Here is a 15,848-nt window from a genome sequence, read left to right on the forward strand (position 1 = left end):
GCGCCGCAGGCCTCCCGTCCGCTACCGGGCGGGGGGCCTGCGCGCTTCGAGGCCGTCGAGGACGCAGGCGAGCCCGAACGCGAAGCGCCCCTCCAGGACGTCGCCGGTCTCCTTCATCCAGATCTCGCGGATGTGGGACGCGAGCCCGGGGCGCTCCCCGTCCAGCCGGTCCAGGTAGGGGCCGAGGTTCTCGACCCATTGCGCGGCGGACGTGCCGGGCTGGGCGCGCTGCCAGCTCGCCTCGCTCCCGGCCGCGCCGATGACGTAGTCGACCACCGCCGACCAGGCGTACTCGAGGTCGAAGCCGGTGAACCCGGCGGCGCCGAACGCGGCGAGGACCTCGTCCAGGACGCGGGTCGCGTTCGGGCCGATCATCGGGCGGCCGCCGAACAGCGTCACCGTCCACGGATGCCGGTGGATCATCGCGCGGAGGCTGCGCGCGTAGCCGGTGGCGGCGGCCCGCCAGCCGTCGCCGGACGGCACCGCCACCTCGGCCATGACACGGTCGAGGGCGAGCTCCAGCAGCTCGTCCTTGTTCGCGACGTGCCAGTACACCGATGTCGCGCCCGCGTTCAGGCGGGTGCCGAGGCGGCGCATGCTGAGGCCGTCCAGCCCCTCGGCGTCCAGCAGTTCGAGCGCGGCGTCGACGATCTGCGTCCGGCCGAGGGCGGGCCGGCCCCGCCGCGCGCGCTCCGGCCGCACCCAGACGGACGGCGCCCTGCTCTCCTCGGCCATCGGCATGCCCTCCCTCGCTCTCGTACAGGGTACCGGGACTTGAACACCGTGCGAGTTGGGTCGTACAGTGTGCGAGCTAACTCGAACGCTGTACGAGAACCCTCAGGGAGTGATCATGGAGGAGCCCCTCGCCCCGCACCCGCGGCGCTGGCACATCCTCGGCGTGCTGTGCCTCAGCCTGTTCGTCGTCGTGGTCGACAACACGATCCTCAACGTGGCGATCCCGTCCCTGCTCCGGGACCTCGACGCCACCACCTCCGACGTCCAGTGGGTGATCGACGCCTACTCGCTGGTGTTCGCCGGCCTGCTGATCACCGCGGGCAGCCTCGGCGACCGGTACGGGCGCCGCCGCGCGATGCTGGCCGGATTCGCGCTGTTCGGCGCCGGGTCCCTGCTCGCCGCCTTCGCGGAGAGCCCCGCCCAGCTCGTCGCGATGCGGGCGCTGATGGGCGTGGGAGGCGCGTTCCTCATGCCGGGGACGCTGTCGATCATGGCTCAGGTGTTCGGCCCGGACGAGCGCGCGAAGGCGTTCGCCATCTGGGGCGCGACGTCCATGGTCGGCCTCGCCGCAGGGCCGACGCTCGGCGGGCTCCTGCTGGAGCACTTCTGGTGGGGGTCGGTCTTCCTGGTGAACGTGCCCGTCGCCGCGGTCGCCGTCGCCGGGCTGCTGCTCCTCGTCCCGGAGTCGCGCGGACCGCGCCGCCGCCCGGACGTGCCCGGCGCCGTGCTGTCCACTGCGGGCATGTCGGCGCTGGTGTGGGCGGTCATCTCCGCTCCCGCGCACGGCTGGACCGGCGCCCGCGCGCTCGGCGGGCTGGCCGCCGGCGCCGCGGCGCTCGCCCTGTTCGCCGCGTGGCAGCACCGCAACCCCGAGCCGATGCTCGACCTCGGCCTGCTGCGCGACCGCGACTTCTCCGGGGCCGCCGCCATGATCGCGCTGTTCGGGTTCGCGCTGGCCGGGATGCTGTTCGCCCTGACCCAGCTGCTCCAGTTCGTGCACGGCTACGGGCCGCTCAAGGCCGGGCTCGCGCTGCTGCCGGTCGCGGTCTCCGCCGGCCTCGGCAACGGCCTCGGCGCGTCGCTGGAGTCGCGGTTCGGCGCCCGTCCCGCCCTCGTCGCCGGGTTCTCCGTCGTCGCGGCCGGGTTCCTGGCCCTCGGGCTGACCGGGCCGGACGACGGCTACGCCGCGCTCGCGGCCGGGCTCGTCGTCCTCGGCTTCGGCGCCGGGCTCGGCGCCCCGCCCGCCTACAGCACGCTCATGGCCGCCGTCCCTCCCGAGGAGGCCGGGGTCGGCTCGGCGGTGAACGACGCGGGCCAGGAGCTCGGCAGCGCGCTCGGCGTCGCCGTCCTCGGCAGCGTCGTCTCCGCCGCCTACGCCCGCGCCCTGCCCGCCGCCGCGCCCCCGGCGGCGCGCCACTCGCTCGGCGAGGCCCTGGCGACCGGCGACCCGGGCCTCGCCCGCGCCGCGCGCGACGCCTTCGCCCACGCGGTGTCGGCCGCCTCGTTCGCCGCGTGCGGCGCGATGCTGGCCGCCGCCCTGTTCGCCGCGTTCGTCGTGCGCGCCCGCCGTCCCGCGACCGCTCCCCACGCGCGGAGCCCGCGTGAAAGCGAGCCCGCGTGAAGCGAGCCCGCCCGAGAGCGAAGGCCCCGCCCATCGAGCCGACCGGCTGAGCGCTAGGCGAGCAGGTCGGACGGGGCGGTGCCCGTCTCGGTGAGCGGCAGGCCGAGCGCCACGCGCTCGGTCAGCCAGCCGCTCGGACGGTAACGCGGGTCGCCGGTCGCCTCGTGCATCTGCTCCAGGACGTCGAGGACGCGCTCGGCGCCCACGTGGTCGCCCCACTCCAGCGGTCCGCGCGGGTAGCCGAGCCCGAGCCGCACGGCGGTGTCGATGTCGGCGGGACTGGCCAGCCGCTGCTCGGCGATGCCGCAGCCCACGTTGACGACCGACGCCAGCAGCCGCGGCGCGACGGCGACGGGCGCGTCCCGCACGACGGTCACCGGCCGTCCCGTGGCGAGGAGGGCGGCGAGCGCCGCGCGGCCCGCCTCCGGGTCGAGCGCGGGCTGCACGGTGAGGGTGATCCGGCCGAAGAACCCGGAGAACCCGTCGATCCCCAGGGTCCGCTCCCCGGGGAGGCCGTTCCAGACCTTCGTCGCGACGCTCATGTCCGTCGCTGCGTCGACCAGCAGGACGGCCTCCCCGGACGGCTCGTCACCCGCCTCGACCTCCACCCCGGCCTCCGACAGCAGCATTCCCAGCGTCTCGCGGTGCTGCGGCTCCTGGAACCAGACGGGCCGGAAGTCGGTGGCCGGGGCGCCGGCCTCGGCGGGCTCCTGCTTCACCCCGTCCACGTACTTGTAGAAGCCCTCTCCGGTCTTGCGCCCCAGAAGCCCGGCCTCCAGGCGCGCCCTGCCGATCCTGGACGGGCGGAACCGCGGCTCGGTGTAGAAGCCCGTCCAGATGGACTCCATCACCGGGTGCGACACGTCCATCCCGGTCAGGTCGAGCAGTTCGCACGGCCCCATCCTCAGGCCGAGGACGTCCCGCGCGATGCGGTCGATGTCCACGGGCTCGGCGACGCCCTCGGAGAGGATCTGCAACGCCTCCGTCACCAGGCCGCGCCCAGCGTGGTTGACGAGGAACCCCGGCGCGTCAGGGGCGAGCACGGGAGTGTGACCGAGACGCCTCACCAGGTCGGCGAGCGCGTCCGGGATCCACCCGGCCGTGCGCGCCCCCGGAATCACCTCGACGAGCTTCATCAGCGGCACCGGATTGAAGAAGTGCAGCCCCGCCACCCTGGACGGGTCGTCCAGCGCGGCGGCGATCGCCGTCACCGGAAGCGAACTGGTGTTGGTCGCGAGGACCGTGTGCTCCGGGCAGACCTTCTCCAGCGACCTGAACAGCTCCCGCTTGGTGTCCATGTCCTCCCGGACGGCCTCCACGACGAGGTCGCAGTCCTGGAATGGGGTGAGCGGCTCGCCGACCGGCCGGAGCCGCCCCTTCGCCGCCCGCGCGTCGGCCGCCGTCATGCGCCCCTTCGCGGCGAGCCTGTCGAACATGGCCCCGACGTGCTCGGCCGCCTCCATCACGGCCCGCGTCCGGATGTCGGCCAGCTCCACCGTCAGCCCGCCCGCGGCGGCGAGCTGCGCGATCCCGCGCCCCATCGCCCCGGCACCGATCACCCGGATCGTCGTCGCCCGGCCCGCCCACTGCTCCACGTCGCCTCCCGCGCTCGCCCAGCCGTCTGGCCCACGTCCCGGTTCGCCACCGCCATGGGTACCCAGCATTCAACCTCCACTGGGCGGAAACCCGGACGGCGCCCTCCCGGGCGGGGGGCCGTACCCTGCGAAGTGCCCGCGACCCCATCCCGAGGAGACCACCATGCGCGACGCGGTGATCTGCGAGCCGCTGCGTACCCCCATCGGCCGGTTCGGCGGAGCGCTCAGGACCGTCACGGCGGTCGAGCTCGCCGCCACCGTCGTCCGCGCCCTGGTCGAGCGGACCGGCCTGCCCGGGGACGCGATCGACGAGGTGGTCCTCGGGCACTGCTACCCCACCTCCGACGCCCCCGCCATCGGGCGCGTCGCCGCGCTGGACGCCGGGCTCCCCGTCACGGTCGGCGGCACCCAGCTCGACCGGCGGTGCGGATCCGGGCTCCAGGCCGTCCTGAACGCCGCCATGCAGGTCCAGACCGGCGCCGGCGACGTGATCATCGCGGGTGGGGCGGAGAGCATGAGCGGCGCGCCGTTCTACACCACCGCGGCCCGCTGGGGCGTGCGCGGGCCGTCCCTCGACCTGCACGACGCGCTCGCGCGGGGCCGCGTCACCGCCGGCGGCGTCAACCATCCCGTCCCGGGCGGGATGCTGGAGACCGCCGAGAACCTGCGCCGCGAGTACGGCATCGGGCGCCGGGAGCAGGACGAGCTGGCCGTCCGGTCCCACGAGCGCGCCGTCGCCGCCCAGCGGTCGGGCGTCTTCGCGGAGGAGATCGTCCCGGTGACCGTCCGGTCGCGCAAGGGCGACACGGTCGTCGACACCGACGAGCACCCGCGCCCCGGCACCACCGTCGAGGGCCTGGCGGAACTGCGTCCCGTCCTCGGAAGGAAGGACGCCGAGGCCACCGTGACGGCGGGCAACGCCAGCGGCCAGAACGACGCCGCCGCCGCCTGCGTGGTCACCACCCCCGAACGCGCCGCCGAGCTGGGCCTGCGGCCCCTCGTCCGGCTCGTCTCCTGGGGCCGCGCCGGGGTGCCGCCCGAGACGATGGGCATCGGCCCCGTCCCCGCCACCGCCAAGGCCCTGGACGCCGCCGGCCTCACCCTCGCCGACATGGACCTCATCGAGCTGAACGAGGCGTTCGCCGCGCAGGTCCTCGCCGTCACCCGCGAATGGGGACTGAAGGACGCCGACTGGGACCGCGTCAACGTGCACGGCTCCGGCATCTCCCTCGGTCACCCCGTCGGCGCGACCGGCGCCCGCATCCTCGCCACCCTCGCCCGCGAGATGGACCGCCGCGAGGCCCGCTACGGCCTGGAGACGATGTGCATCGGCGGCGGCCAGGGCCTCGCCGCGATCTTCGAGCGCGTCTGACCGAACACCACGGGGACGGGCGGCGTCTGAGGGGGCATGAGTCCGAAGTGCGAACAGTGTGACGGCCCGCTGGTCCCGGTCCAGGCCGGCATGCCCATCGACGACACGCCGTACCGGCGGCACGAGCGCCGCGAGATCTACTACACCGGCGGCTGCATGGGCGGGCCCGCGCCCTGGTGGTGCTGGTCGTGCGAGCGCTTCGCCGACCCCGAGCCGCGGCCCTCGCCCTCGATGACCGTGGAGGGCTACCAGCTGTCCCTCCTCAACGACATGCGCGGTGTCAGCCCGTCCCTCCCGGAACTGCCGGCGCCCTACACCGACCCTCCGGAGGCCCTGGTGGAGGAGGCCGTCGAGTGGAGGAGCCCGGACATGCTGAAGATCAAGGACATGGCGGTGATCCTGGGCGAGCCGGTCAGCGGCGGCCCCTCCCGGCACCGGTTCGCCCTCCCGCTCTGGCCCGACTTCTGGCTGGAGCACGAGAGCATGGACACCGAGGTCGGCGACTACGTCGTCGGCAAGCGGTTCGTCCGCAGGTCGGGCGAGCCGATGCGGTCGGTGGACGACATGCGCCCCTGGTCGGTCCTGCGGCTGGAGGCCGAGGCGTTCTTCGGCTGGGAGCCCACGCGGCTGCCGAACGCGTACTACCACGTCGTGCCGTTCGAGATCGGCGGACGCCCGATGGAGGCGTACTTCGTCCACGACCTCCTCATGCAGGTCTCGGAACGCTCGGAGAGCCAGGGCCCGTCTCGAAATGGGCCGGGACTGTGAAACACCGTTAGCCGCGGTCCGCCGTCCAGGACGGGTCCCGGCCGGTCATGGCGATGAGGCGGTCGAGCGCGGACGCCTCCGCGCCCACCTCGACGGCGGGGCCGAACAGGCCCGGGACGCCCTGGCCGCCGCTCTGCTCGACGGCCGGGCCGACGAAGGCCAGGCACGCCTCGATCTCCTCCTCGCCGGTCTCGTAGGGCCGGCCGATGGCGCGGGAGACGTCCCAGCCGTGCACGACCAGCTCGTTCATCGCGACGAAACCGGCCTGGTCGCCGGGCAGGTCGACGCCGCCCGCCTGCGTCATGCCCTGCCACGCCTCCGGGGAGCGCCAGGCCGCGGCCAGCGCGTCGAGCCGCTCGGGGACGCTGACCCGCCAGTCCGGGGCCAGCCGGGCGGCGTCGGCGGACGGCGGCTGCGACGGGCCGTCCGGGAAGTCCTTCGCCGCGGCCCAGGTGAAGGCCAGGGCGAAGCCGCCCACGTGGTCGATGAGGGCGCCGAGCGGCATGCCGTCGTTGGGCGTCGGGCCGGCGAGCTGGGAGTCGCTCACGTCCGCGAGCAGGCCGGCCATCCGCCGGGCGGCGGGGCCGAGGTCGGGTGTCGAGGTCATCTGGGGTCCTTCCGTTTCGCGTACCGCTGGACGGGACGGAGGTGGACGCGCCCCGCCCCGTGTTATGGACTCGGGAACCGCCGGATACTCATCGCCACGCGGGTAAGAGTCGAGATCGAAGGCCTCGGCGGTCCGGACATCGGCGCGGGCTGTTCTGACCAGGGGATGTGACGCATAAGCTACTACCGAGTAGTATTCGGGCCCCGGGTGGAGAGCGGTCCGGCGCGCGCCCTACGCTGGCTGCCATCGCCCGTACCCCAGGAGGACGGAACAGTGTTCTGGATCACATTGGTCATCGGGCTCGCCGGAGCGGCGGTCGCGCTGGCGCTCGCCGGGAGGCGAGTGCTGTTCCTGTACGCGATCGCCAAGAGCGGGCAGCCTGATCCCGAGCGGACCCTGCAGGTCAGGCGTGAGCCCGCCAAGGCCGTCGAGGGCCAGGCCGTCGAGGTCCTCGGCCAGCGCAAGCTGCTGAAGTGGACCCTCGCCGGCGTCTCGCACGCCGCCGTCATGTGGGCGTTCATCCTGCTGGTCACCGTCTACCTGGAGGCGGCCGTCGCGCTGCTGTTCGGGCTGGACGCCAAGATCCCCGGCCTGCAGACCTGGCCGCCGATCGGCTTCGTCCAGGACACGATCGCCCTCGCCTGCACCGCCGGCCTGATCGTCTTCACCGCGATCCGGATCAAGAACTCGCCCAAGCGCATCGGCCGCAAGTCCCGGTTCAAGGGCTCGCACCTGTCCGGCGCCTGGATGACGCTGTTCATGATCTTCAACGTGATCTGGACGATGTTCTTCTTCCGCGGCGTGGAGTGGGCCAGCGGCAACCTCCCCTACGGCAAGGGCGCCTACTTCTCCTACCTGGTCGGCCACCTGTTCGACGGGCTGAGCGGCCACACGCTGGAGATCCTGGAGTCGGTCGGCCTGCTGCTGCACATCGCCGTCGCGCTGGTCTTCCTGGTCTTCGTCGTCCACTCCAAGCACCTGCACATCTTCCTGGCCCCGCTGAACGTCATGTTCAAGCGCCGCCCGGACGGCCTCGGCGCCGCGCAGCCGATGATGTCGGGCGGCAAGCCCCTCGACTTCGAGGAGGCCGACCCCGACGAGGACGTCTTCGGCCGCGGCAAGATCGAGGACTTCACCTGGAAGGGCTTCCTCGACATGGCGACCTGCACCGAGTGCGGTCGCTGCCAGTCGCAGTGCCCCGCCTGGAACACCGGCAAGCCGCTGTCGCCCAAGATGCTCGTCCTGGAACTGCGCGACCACGCCCTCGCCAAGGCGCCCTACTTCACCGCGTCGGAAGAGGCCCGCAACGGGTTCACCGACGAGCAGAAGCTCGCCATGGAGGTGGACAAGGCCCTCGTCGGCGACGACGGCGTCATCCACCCCGACGTCCTGTGGTCCTGCACCAACTGCGGTGCGTGCGTCGAGCAGTGCCCGGTCGACATCGAGCACATCGACCACATCCTGGACATGCGCCGCTTCCAGGTCATGATCGAGTCCTCGTTCCCCTCCGAGGCCGGCGTCATGCTGAAGAACCTGGAGAACAAGGGCAACCCGTGGGGCATGTCCGAGATGAAGCGCCTCGAATGGATCGAGGAGCTCGACTTCGAGGTCGACGTCGTCGACGACAAGGTCTCCGAGGACACCGAGTACCTGTTCTGGGTCGGCTGCGCCGGCGCCCTGGAGGACCGCGCCAAGAAGACCACCAAGGCCGTCGCCGAGCTGCTCCACATCGCGGGCGTCAAGTTCGCCGTCCTCGGCCCCATGGAGGCGTGCACGGGCGACCCGGCCCGCCGCCTCGGCATGGAGTTCGTCTTCCAGATGCTCGGCCAGCAGAACGTCGAGACGCTGAACGACGCGGGCGTCAAGAAGATCGTCGCGACCTGCCCGCACTGCTTCAACACCCTCGCCAACGAGTACCCGCAGATCGGCGGGAACTACGAGGTCGTCCACCACACCCAGCTGCTCGCGCACCTGGTCGAGGAAGGAAAGCTCACCCCGGTCACCCCGATCGAGGAGAACATCACCTACCACGACCCCTGCTTCCTCGGCCGCCACAACAAGGTCTACAAGCAGCCGCGCGACATCATGGCGACCGTCCCCGGCGTCAGGACGCAGGAGATGCACCGGCACAAGGACCGCGGCTTCTGCTGCGGCGCCGGCGGCGCCCGGATGTGGATGGAGGAGCGCATCGGCAAGCGGATCAACACCGAGCGCGTGGACGAGGCGCTGGAGACCAACCCCGACACCGTCTCCACCGCGTGCCCGTTCTGCCTGGTCATGCTGGGCGACGCCATCAACGAGAAGAAGAACGCGGGCGACGCCAAGGAGTCGCTGGAGGTCGTCGACGTCTCCCAGCTCCTGATCCGCTCGATCAAGGGCGAGGGCACCGCCCCCGAGAAGGAGGCGGTCGCCGCCGAATAGGCGCGCCGGCCCGACGGCCCCGGTCCCGCTCAGGCGGGGCCGGGGCCGTTTCGCGCCGCCGGGCGGACCGTTTCGCGCTCCGCCGCGGTTGAGGGGGCGGCTCGCAGGTAAGACCTGGGGATGGCCGTGCTCGTGTCCGTCCTCGCGTTCCTGATGACGCTCGCGGGCGGCCTCACCGCGATGCGGGTCCGCGACCACCGGCACCTCGTCCTCGGCCTCGCGGGCGGGCTCATGCTCGGCGTCGTCGCGTTCGACCTGCTCCCCGAGTCGCTGGAGCTGACCCGGCACCGCCCGTTCGGCGTCCCCGCGCCCATGATCGGCTTCGCGGCCGGGTTCGTGCTCCTGCACGTCGTCGAGCAGGCGGTGGCGATCCACCGCGCCCACGAGGAGGAGTACGCCCCGCACCGGCACGTCCGCGGCTCGGGCTCCGGCGGGCTGCTCGCCGCGTCCGCCCTCGTCCTGCACAGCCTGGTGGACGGCCTCAGCATCGGCTTCGGCTTCCAGACCGGCACCCGGACCGGCGTCTTCGTGGCGCTCGCCGTCGTCACCCACGACTTCGCGGACGGGTTCAACACCTTCACCGCCGCCTCGCTGTACCGCGACGACCGGCGCCCCGCCGTCCTGCTGCTGCTCGCCGACGCCGCCGCCCCGGTCGCCGGGGCCGCCATCGGCATGCTCGCGACCGTCCCGGACGCCGTCCTCGGCCCCTACCTCGGCGTCTTCGCCGGCGTCCTGCTGTACCTGGCCGCCGCCGAGATCCTGCCCGAGGCGCACAGCGTCCACCCGCGGGTCATGACCCTGGCCGCCACCGGGCTCGGGCTCCTCGCCGTGCTCCTCAGCGTCGGCCTCGCGAGCTGAAAGAGGACCGCCCGGAAACCCGGACGGCCCTCCTTCGGGAACGTTCCCAGCGTCAGCTCGTCAGCGACGTGGCGTAGCTCTGGTTCGTCTTCAGCCACGCGTCGACAGCCTCGTCGGGCTTGCCCTTGTACTGGTTCTCCATGAGGTCCTCAAGGGAGCCGAGCTGCTTGTCGTCCATCCTGAACTTCTTCAGCCAGCCGGTGACCTCGGGCTGGTCCTTGCCGAAGTCCTTGCGGGCGATGGTGTTGATGCCGTCCGGCTTGCCCATCGCGCCCTTCGGGTCCTGAAGGTCGCGGATGGGGTACTTCGTGTACGCCCAGTGCGGGCGCCACAGCGTGACGACGATGTCCTTCTTGGCGTCGACGGCCTTCTTCAGCTCGGTCAGCATCGCCGCCGTCGAGGACGTCGTCACCTTGTACTCGTCCTTCAGGCCGTACGCCGGGAGCATCTCCTCCTGCGACACCCGGTACAGGCCGGAGCTCTTCTCGATCCCGACGATCTTGCCGCCGTACGAGCCGCCCTTGCCCTTCAGGTCGTCGAGCGTCTTCAGCGGGGAGTAGTTCGGCACGGCGATGGTCAGCGGCGCCGAGTCGTACCAGACGCCGACCTTCTCCAGCTTGTCGCCGTACTGCTTCCAGTAGTCCTCGTGCGTGCCGGGCAGCCAGGAGTCCACGAACAGGTCGACGTCGCCCTTCGACATGCCCGCGTAGAGCGGCCCCGTGTCGAGGTTCTTGACCTCCACCTTGTAGCCCTTGTCGGTCAGGAGCCGCTTCCACAGGGCGGTGGCGGCCTCACCCTCGGCCCAGCCCGAGACCACCCCGATGGTGATCTCCTTGTCGGTCCCACCCCCGGAGTCGGAGTCGCCGCAGGCCGCGGCGCCCAGCCCGAGCGTCAGCGTCAGCGCGGCGACCGTCAGGCCCTTGAACTTGGAGCGCATGCCCATCCTCTTTCGTTGCCTTGCATGGTGAAGTGGGGGGAGCGGGAGGTCAGCCGGACGTGCCCGCGGCGGACGCCACGGCGACCTTGCCGGGCGCGGCGGCGCGGCGGCGCGTGAACAGCGTCCGCAGCATCCCCGGCCCATCGCCCAGGGCGCCGGTCAGGCGGTCCAGGTAGATCGCGAGGACCACGACGGCGATGCCGCCCTCGAAGCCCTTGGCGACGTCCACCCGGTTGATGCCCTCCAGCACCTCGCCGCCGAGGCCGCCCGCCCCCACCATGCCGGCGATGACGACCATGGAGAGCGACAGCATGATCAGCTGGTTGACCCCGGCCATGATCGACGGCATCGCGAGCGGGATCTGGATCCAGGTCAGGATCCGGCCCGGCGGCGTGCCGAACGCCTCGCCCGCCTCGACCATCTCCGGGTCCACGCCCCGGATGCCGAGCTCGGTCAGCCGCACCCCCGGCGGCATCGCGAAGATCACCGTCGCCACCACGCCGGGCACCGAGCCGATGCTGAAGAAGAAGATCGCCGGAATCAGGTACACGAACGCCGGCATCGTCTGCATGAAGTCCAGGACCGGCCGGACGATCCGGCTCACCACGTCGCTGCGCGCCGCCGCGATCCCGATCGGGATCGCCACCACGGTCGACACCACCGCCGACACCAGCACCAGGGCCAGCGAGTCCATCGCCGGCTCCCACAGCTCCATGCTGTCGACCAGCGCGAACCCGAGGACCGTGAACAGCGCGAGCCGCCAGCCGCTCAGCACCAGCGCGATCACCGCCAGCACCAGCGTCAGCCCCATCGGCGGCAGGAGCGTCAGGACGCTCGTCAGCCCGTCCACCGCCGCCTCGATCGCCGAGCCGATCCCGTCGAACAGCCACGACAGGTTGTCGGTGCACCAGCTCACCAGGCCGTCGAACCACTCGCCGACCGGAACCCGGGGCAGCTTCATCGCCGCGTCACTCATCGCCGCCGCCCTCCTTCGTCAGCGCCAGTTCCGGCTCCTCGGCCATCTCCTCCACATGGGAGTTGATCGCGCCGAGCGCCGCGAGCAGCGTCACCCGGGGGATCACGCCGAGCAGCGTCCCCTCCTCGTCCGCCACCGGCACCGGCAGGTCGCTCTCGGCGACCCGGACGAACAGGTCCGCGACCGGGGTGTCCGGCGCCACCGGCTCCGGGTCCTCGGGATCGATCAGGCCCTCCAGCGTCTGGACGCCGTCCCGCACCGCGTCCGCGATCACCGTGGCCCGCACCCGCCCGACGAGCCTGCGGTCCCGTCCCACCACGAACGCCGCCGAGGTCTGCTGCTCGCGCATCGTCCGCAGGGCCGTCCGGGGCCCGGTCGACGCCGGCACCGTGACCAGCGGCTTCTCCATCACCGAGGCCGCCGTCAGCACTCTGGTACGGTCCACATCCGCGACGAACTGGGCGACGTAGTCGTTGGCGGGGTCGGTGAGGATCTCCTCCGCCGTCCCGATCTGCACGATCCGGCCCTCCCGCATCACCGCGATGCGGTCGCCGATGCGCATGGCCTCGTTCAGGTCGTGGGTGATGAAGACGATCGTCTTGCCGAACCGGCTCTGCAGATCCAGGAGCAGGTCCTGGACCTCCCGGCGGATCAGCGGGTCCAGGGCGCTGAAGGCCTCGTCCATCAGGATGATGTCGGTACCCGAGGCGAGCGCGCGGGCAAGCCCCACCCGCTGCTTCATCCCGCCCGACAACTCGCCGGGGAGCTTGTTCTCCCAGCCTTCGAGACCCACCAGCGCCAGGAACTCCCGGGCGGTCTTCTCTCGTTCCTCCCTGGGAACACCGCGGACCTCGAGCCCGTACGCGGCATTGGCCAGAACCGTCCGATGGGGGAACAGCGCGAAGTGCTGGAACACCATGCTGACCTTGTTCTGCCGAAGCGCGCGCAGCGCCTTCGGCGACAGCTTCGCGATGTCCTGGCCGTCGATCTCGACACTCCCCGACGTGACGCCGAGCAGCCCGTTCAGCATCCGGATGAGGGTCGACTTCCCCGACCCCGACAGGCCCATGACCACGAAGATCTCGCCCTGCCGGACCTCGAACGTGGCGTCCACCACCGCCGGGGTGACCCCGAGCTCGCGGACCGCCGACAGGTCGGCGCCCGCCCCGAGCTTCCGCTGTGCCTCCGCCGTCCTACGGCCGAAGAGTTTGGTGACGCTTTCCGCGCGGAGTACTGACACGATCTCCTTCCGGGTTCCCACGTCGATGCGCGGAAACGGGTCGCCTCGTCCGTCCAGGCGCCCGGAACCTCACGTAAAGAGGATGTCAACCAGACGCCATACCTGTGCGTCGCCCGAAACTACCCGTCCAGAGAACATGTTTCATCTTTTGGTGACTTCCGTCACGTCCGCGTAACGAACCGACTACACCTTCGTGCGGTGAAAGTTCTGGTACGACCGCGACGGCGTCGGCCCCCGCTGGTCCTGGTACCGCGACCCGTACTTCGGCGACCCGTAGGGGTACTCCGCCGGCGAACTCGTCCGGAACAGGCACATCTGCCCGATCTTCATGCCCGGCCACAACTTGATCGGCAGCGTCGCCACGTTCGACAACTCCAGCGTCACGTGCCCGTTGAACCCTGGATCGATCCACCCCGCGGTCGAGTGCGTGAGCAGCCCGAGCCGTCCCAGCGAGCTCTTCCCCTCCAGCCGCGCCGCGAGGTCCTCGGGCAGCCCGAACACCTCGTACGTCGAGGCCAGCACGAACTCCCCGGGATGCAGCACGAACGCCTCATCGCCCTCCACCTCCACCAGCCGCGTCAGATCCGGCTGCTCCACAGCCGGATCGATGTGCGGGTACCGGTGGTTCTCGAACACCCGGAAGTACCGGTCCAGCCGCACGTCCACACTGGACGGCTGAACCATGACCGGCTCGAACGGGTCGATCTTCACTCGCCCAGACTCAAGCTCGGCCCTGATGTCGCGATCGGAGAGCAGCACCCCAGAAAGCTATCCCACGCCACACCCCCACCGGCGATCCGGTACAGTAACCAAGGCACGGGCACCCTCCAGGCAGCCCGATGCGGGTGTAGTTCAATGGTAGAACTTCAGCTTCCCAAGCTGACAGCGCGGGTTCGATTCCCGTCACCCGCTCCCCACAGAAGGCCCAGGCCAGGGACATGATCCCCGAACCTGGGCCTTGATCGTTTCTGGCTCAGAACGCCGCCGTGCAATGAACGTGCAATTAGGCCACCGGGACCAGTGATCCCGCCGCCCCGTCGTCATCGTCGCCGTCCCGCTTCTGGTCGGCCTGGACGAGCGCGTTGAGCCCGTCCGCGATGGCACGGTCAGCGCTGTTGGACCGGTGCTGATACCGCAGCGCCGCCCGCTCGTTGTCGTGGCCCATGCGCGCCATCAGGTTGCGCAGTGAGACGCCCGTGTCGGCCGCAAGGGTGTTGCCCGTGTGTCGAAGGTCATGGAAGTGCAGGTTCGGGACGCCGAGCGCCTCCACCACCGGCTTCCATCGGGTGATCTTGTTGAAGCCGCTCCGCCGCAGTGGGCCGCCCTTAACGCCCGTGAAGACGTTCGTCTCCGAAGGAGCAACGTGGAACATCGGGTTCTTCGACGGACAGCAAGTCGTCTGGCCTAACGCCGAAGTACTCACGGGCGTGACCATGCGGCTCCTGCACCAGGTGCACGAGGCCACATCCCTTGGCCCCGTCAATCTCTCCGACCTGCCCCGCATGGAAGCAGCGTTCGCGACCAACACAGCTATTGGCGTGCGCGCGATCACGGCAATCAACGAGGTGGAATTCCCGGACGTGCATCCGATTCTGGAAACTCTTCGCAAGGAATACGAAGAGATCCCGGCCGAAGCAGTCTGAGCACCGCCCCGCTACGGAGAGCATGACATGCGCCCCACAGTCTCACGCTGGACCGGCAAAGAAGCACGCGCCCTGCGGGACGCCAAGCGCGTCAGCCAAGTCGAGTTCGCCGCAGAACTCGGCGTGAGTGAGCGGATGATCGTCAGGTGGGAGAAGGGGAACGTGATTCCCCGCCCCATCAATCAGCAGGGGCTTGATACCGTCCTGGCCGCCTGTACCCCCGACGTGCAGGCACGCTTCGCTGAGATGGTCGGCTTGACGAGCCATGCCGCGCCCACCCAAGATCCGCTCGTGTCCTCAGAGCAGCCAGCAAGCCCCGCGCCAGAGCCGGACGTGCCCGTCGGTGACGAAGACGAGGCCAGACACCCGGTCGACGGAAAGCTGATGACGCTCGTCCCTGCCGGCGTCTACTTCGCAGGCGAGAACAGCGAGCCCGTGTACCTCCCGGCGTTCTACGTCGATGTGTTCCCCACCACAAACGCCGACTACGCCCGGTTCGTCGCTGCGACCGACCACAAGCCGCCGCAGCACTGGGAGAACGGCCAGATCCCCGAAGGACTCGACAACCACCCGGTCGTGTTCGTCACATGGCACGACGCCCAGGCGTACGCCCAGTGGTCCGCCAAAACCCTGCCCAGCGCCCAGCAGTGGGAAAAGGCGGCCCGCGGAACGCGAGGCGAGGTCTACCCCTGGGGCAACCAACGGACCCCCGCGAAGGTCAACTGCCGAGAGGGCGGGAAGCGCAGCACCACCCCCGTTGACTGCTACGCCAGCGGCGCCAGCCCGTACGGCGTCTACGACATGTGCGGCAACACGTGGGATTGGTGCTCGACCGAGTCCGAGCCCGGCCGGTACGAGATGAAGGGGAGCGCGTTCACGAGCCCCTTCCTTCGCTGTACCCCGTCGACGTTCAACGACGCATCGGCGGACATGCTCGACGATGACACCGGCTTCCGATGCGTGACCCCAGCCGAGACCATGCGAGCCTTGCTCAACGTGAAGGGCCAGTCAGCCAAAGCCTGAGGTCAGCTCTGTGCACCCGGGTGTCAGGGCTCAGGACGTGTGTGACAGATCC

The 15,848-nt window shown here is 70.9% G+C and carries 14 protein-coding genes, 1 tRNA gene and 1 pseudogene; 8 read left to right on the forward strand and 8 right to left on the reverse strand.

Features of this window, described 5'->3' with window-relative positions:
- Positions 1-21: 21 nt before the first annotated feature.
- Entirely contained in the window at positions 22-741 is a 720-nt protein-coding gene (locus BKA00_RS29575) for a TetR/AcrR family transcriptional regulator C-terminal domain-containing protein (protein ID WP_185030602.1), read from the reverse strand.
- A 109-nt stretch (positions 742-850) separates the two neighbouring features.
- Between BKA00_RS29575 and BKA00_RS29580 the strand changes: the two genes are divergently transcribed.
- Positions 851-2,356, forward strand: coding sequence for an MFS transporter (locus tag BKA00_RS29580; protein ID WP_185030604.1), 1,506 nt, complete (start codon positions 851-853; stop codon positions 2,354-2,356).
- Between the two features lie 53 nt (positions 2,357-2,409).
- Here BKA00_RS29580 and BKA00_RS29585 read toward each other — a convergent pair whose 3' ends face one another.
- Positions 2,410-3,951, reverse strand: coding sequence for a 3-hydroxyacyl-CoA dehydrogenase (locus BKA00_RS29585; protein ID WP_185030606.1), 1,542 nt, complete (start codon positions 3,949-3,951; stop codon positions 2,410-2,412).
- Positions 3,952-4,114: 163 nt separating this feature from the next.
- Between BKA00_RS29585 and BKA00_RS29590 the strand changes: the two genes are divergently transcribed.
- A complete protein-coding gene (locus BKA00_RS29590; protein ID WP_185030607.1) occupies positions 4,115-5,323 on the forward strand; it encodes an acetyl-CoA C-acetyltransferase in 1,209 nt (402 codons plus the stop codon).
- A gap of 36 nt (positions 5,324-5,359) precedes the next feature.
- Complete coding sequence (locus BKA00_RS29595) at positions 5,360-6,091, forward strand: hypothetical protein (protein ID WP_185030609.1); 732 nt, start codon at positions 5,360-5,362, stop codon at positions 6,089-6,091.
- Positions 6,092-6,098: 7 nt separating this feature from the next.
- Here the strand turns inward: BKA00_RS29595 and BKA00_RS29600 are convergent, their stop codons facing one another.
- A complete protein-coding gene (locus BKA00_RS29600) occupies positions 6,099-6,698 on the reverse strand; it encodes a TIGR03086 family metal-binding protein (RefSeq protein WP_185030611.1) in 600 nt (199 codons plus the stop codon).
- Positions 6,699-6,971: 273 nt separating this feature from the next.
- Here BKA00_RS29600 and BKA00_RS29605 point away from each other — a divergent pair, with 273 nt between their 5' ends.
- Together BKA00_RS29605 and BKA00_RS29610 are read left to right on the forward strand one after the other, a co-directional pair.
- Positions 6,972-9,119 carry a (Fe-S)-binding protein gene (locus BKA00_RS29605; RefSeq protein WP_185030614.1) on the forward strand — a complete coding sequence of 716 codons (2,148 nt, stop codon included), beginning with the start codon at positions 6,972-6,974 and terminating at the stop codon, positions 9,117-9,119.
- A gap of 120 nt (positions 9,120-9,239) precedes the next feature.
- Positions 9,240-9,977 (forward strand): ZIP family metal transporter, encoded by a 738-nt coding sequence (locus tag BKA00_RS29610; protein ID WP_185030615.1) that lies wholly within the window; start codon positions 9,240-9,242, stop codon positions 9,975-9,977.
- A 52-nt stretch (positions 9,978-10,029) separates the two neighbouring features.
- Here BKA00_RS29610 and BKA00_RS29615 read toward each other — a convergent pair whose 3' ends face one another.
- From BKA00_RS29615 to dcd, 4 genes and pseudogenes are all read right to left on the reverse strand, one after another.
- Positions 10,030-10,914 (reverse strand): glycine betaine ABC transporter substrate-binding protein, encoded by an 885-nt coding sequence (locus BKA00_RS29615; RefSeq protein WP_185030617.1) that lies wholly within the window; start codon positions 10,912-10,914, stop codon positions 10,030-10,032.
- 49 nt (positions 10,915-10,963) lie between these two features.
- Positions 10,964-11,719 (reverse strand): annotated as a pseudogene (locus tag BKA00_RS29620) (ABC transporter permease); the annotation flags it as partial.
- Between the two features lie 163 nt (positions 11,720-11,882).
- Entirely contained in the window at positions 11,883-13,130 is a 1,248-nt protein-coding gene (locus BKA00_RS29625; protein WP_185030620.1) for a quaternary amine ABC transporter ATP-binding protein, read from the reverse strand.
- Positions 13,131-13,313: 183 nt separating this feature from the next.
- Positions 13,314-13,889 carry a dCTP deaminase gene (gene dcd / locus BKA00_RS29630; RefSeq protein WP_185030622.1) on the reverse strand — a complete coding sequence of 192 codons (576 nt, stop codon included), beginning with the start codon at positions 13,887-13,889 and terminating at the stop codon, positions 13,314-13,316.
- 82 nt (positions 13,890-13,971) lie between these two features.
- Here dcd and BKA00_RS29635 point away from each other — a divergent pair.
- Positions 13,972-14,042 (forward strand) — tRNA-Gly (locus tag BKA00_RS29635).
- 91 nt (positions 14,043-14,133) lie between these two features.
- Here the strand turns inward: BKA00_RS29635 and BKA00_RS29640 are convergent.
- Positions 14,134-14,565 (reverse strand): tyrosine-type recombinase/integrase, encoded by a 432-nt coding sequence (locus tag BKA00_RS29640; protein ID WP_338072170.1) that lies wholly within the window; start codon positions 14,563-14,565, stop codon positions 14,134-14,136.
- Here BKA00_RS29640 and BKA00_RS29645 point away from each other — a divergent pair.
- Both BKA00_RS29645 and BKA00_RS29650 read left to right on the forward strand, forming a co-directional pair.
- Positions 14,465-14,773, forward strand: a complete 309-nt coding sequence (locus BKA00_RS29645) for an aminotransferase class IV (protein ID WP_230298584.1) — start codon at positions 14,465-14,467, stop codon at positions 14,771-14,773. The two genes, BKA00_RS29640 and BKA00_RS29645, sit on opposite strands and share 101 nt — an antisense overlap.
- Before the next feature lie 27 nt (positions 14,774-14,800).
- Complete coding sequence (locus BKA00_RS29650; protein WP_185030634.1) at positions 14,801-15,796, forward strand: SUMF1/EgtB/PvdO family nonheme iron enzyme; 996 nt, start codon at positions 14,801-14,803, stop codon at positions 15,794-15,796.
- The last annotated feature ends 52 nt before the right edge of the window (positions 15,797-15,848 follow it).

This window comes from Actinomadura coerulea (genome assembly GCF_014208105.1).
GTDB classification, from domain to species: domain Bacteria; phylum Actinomycetota; class Actinomycetes; order Streptosporangiales; family Streptosporangiaceae; genus Spirillospora; species Spirillospora coerulea.

What these genes read in the sequence shown, in the direction of transcription:
- BKA00_RS29595 (WP_185030609.1), top strand. Translation starts at nt 5,360, where the DNA reads ATGAGTCCGAAGTGCGAACAGTGTGACGGCCCGCTGGTCCCGGTCCAG.
- BKA00_RS29640 (WP_338072170.1), bottom strand. Translation starts at nt 14,565, where the DNA reads ATGGTCACGCCCGTGAGTACTTCGGCGTTAGGCCAGACGACTTGCTGT.
- BKA00_RS29575 (WP_185030602.1), bottom strand. Translation starts at nt 741, where the DNA reads ATGCCGATGGCCGAGGAGAGCAGGGCGCCGTCCGTCTGGGTGCGGCCG.
- BKA00_RS29590 (WP_185030607.1), top strand. Translation starts at nt 4,115, where the DNA reads ATGCGCGACGCGGTGATCTGCGAGCCGCTGCGTACCCCCATCGGCCGG.
- BKA00_RS29600 (WP_185030611.1), bottom strand. Translation starts at nt 6,698, where the DNA reads ATGACCTCGACACCCGACCTCGGCCCCGCCGCCCGGCGGATGGCCGGC.
- BKA00_RS29580 (WP_185030604.1), top strand. Translation starts at nt 851, where the DNA reads ATGGAGGAGCCCCTCGCCCCGCACCCGCGGCGCTGGCACATCCTCGGC.
- BKA00_RS29650 (WP_185030634.1), top strand. Translation starts at nt 14,801, where the DNA reads ATGCGCCCCACAGTCTCACGCTGGACCGGCAAAGAAGCACGCGCCCTG.
- BKA00_RS29610 (WP_185030615.1), top strand. Translation starts at nt 9,240, where the DNA reads ATGGCCGTGCTCGTGTCCGTCCTCGCGTTCCTGATGACGCTCGCGGGC.
- BKA00_RS29615 (WP_185030617.1), bottom strand. Translation starts at nt 10,914, where the DNA reads ATGCGCTCCAAGTTCAAGGGCCTGACGGTCGCCGCGCTGACGCTGACG.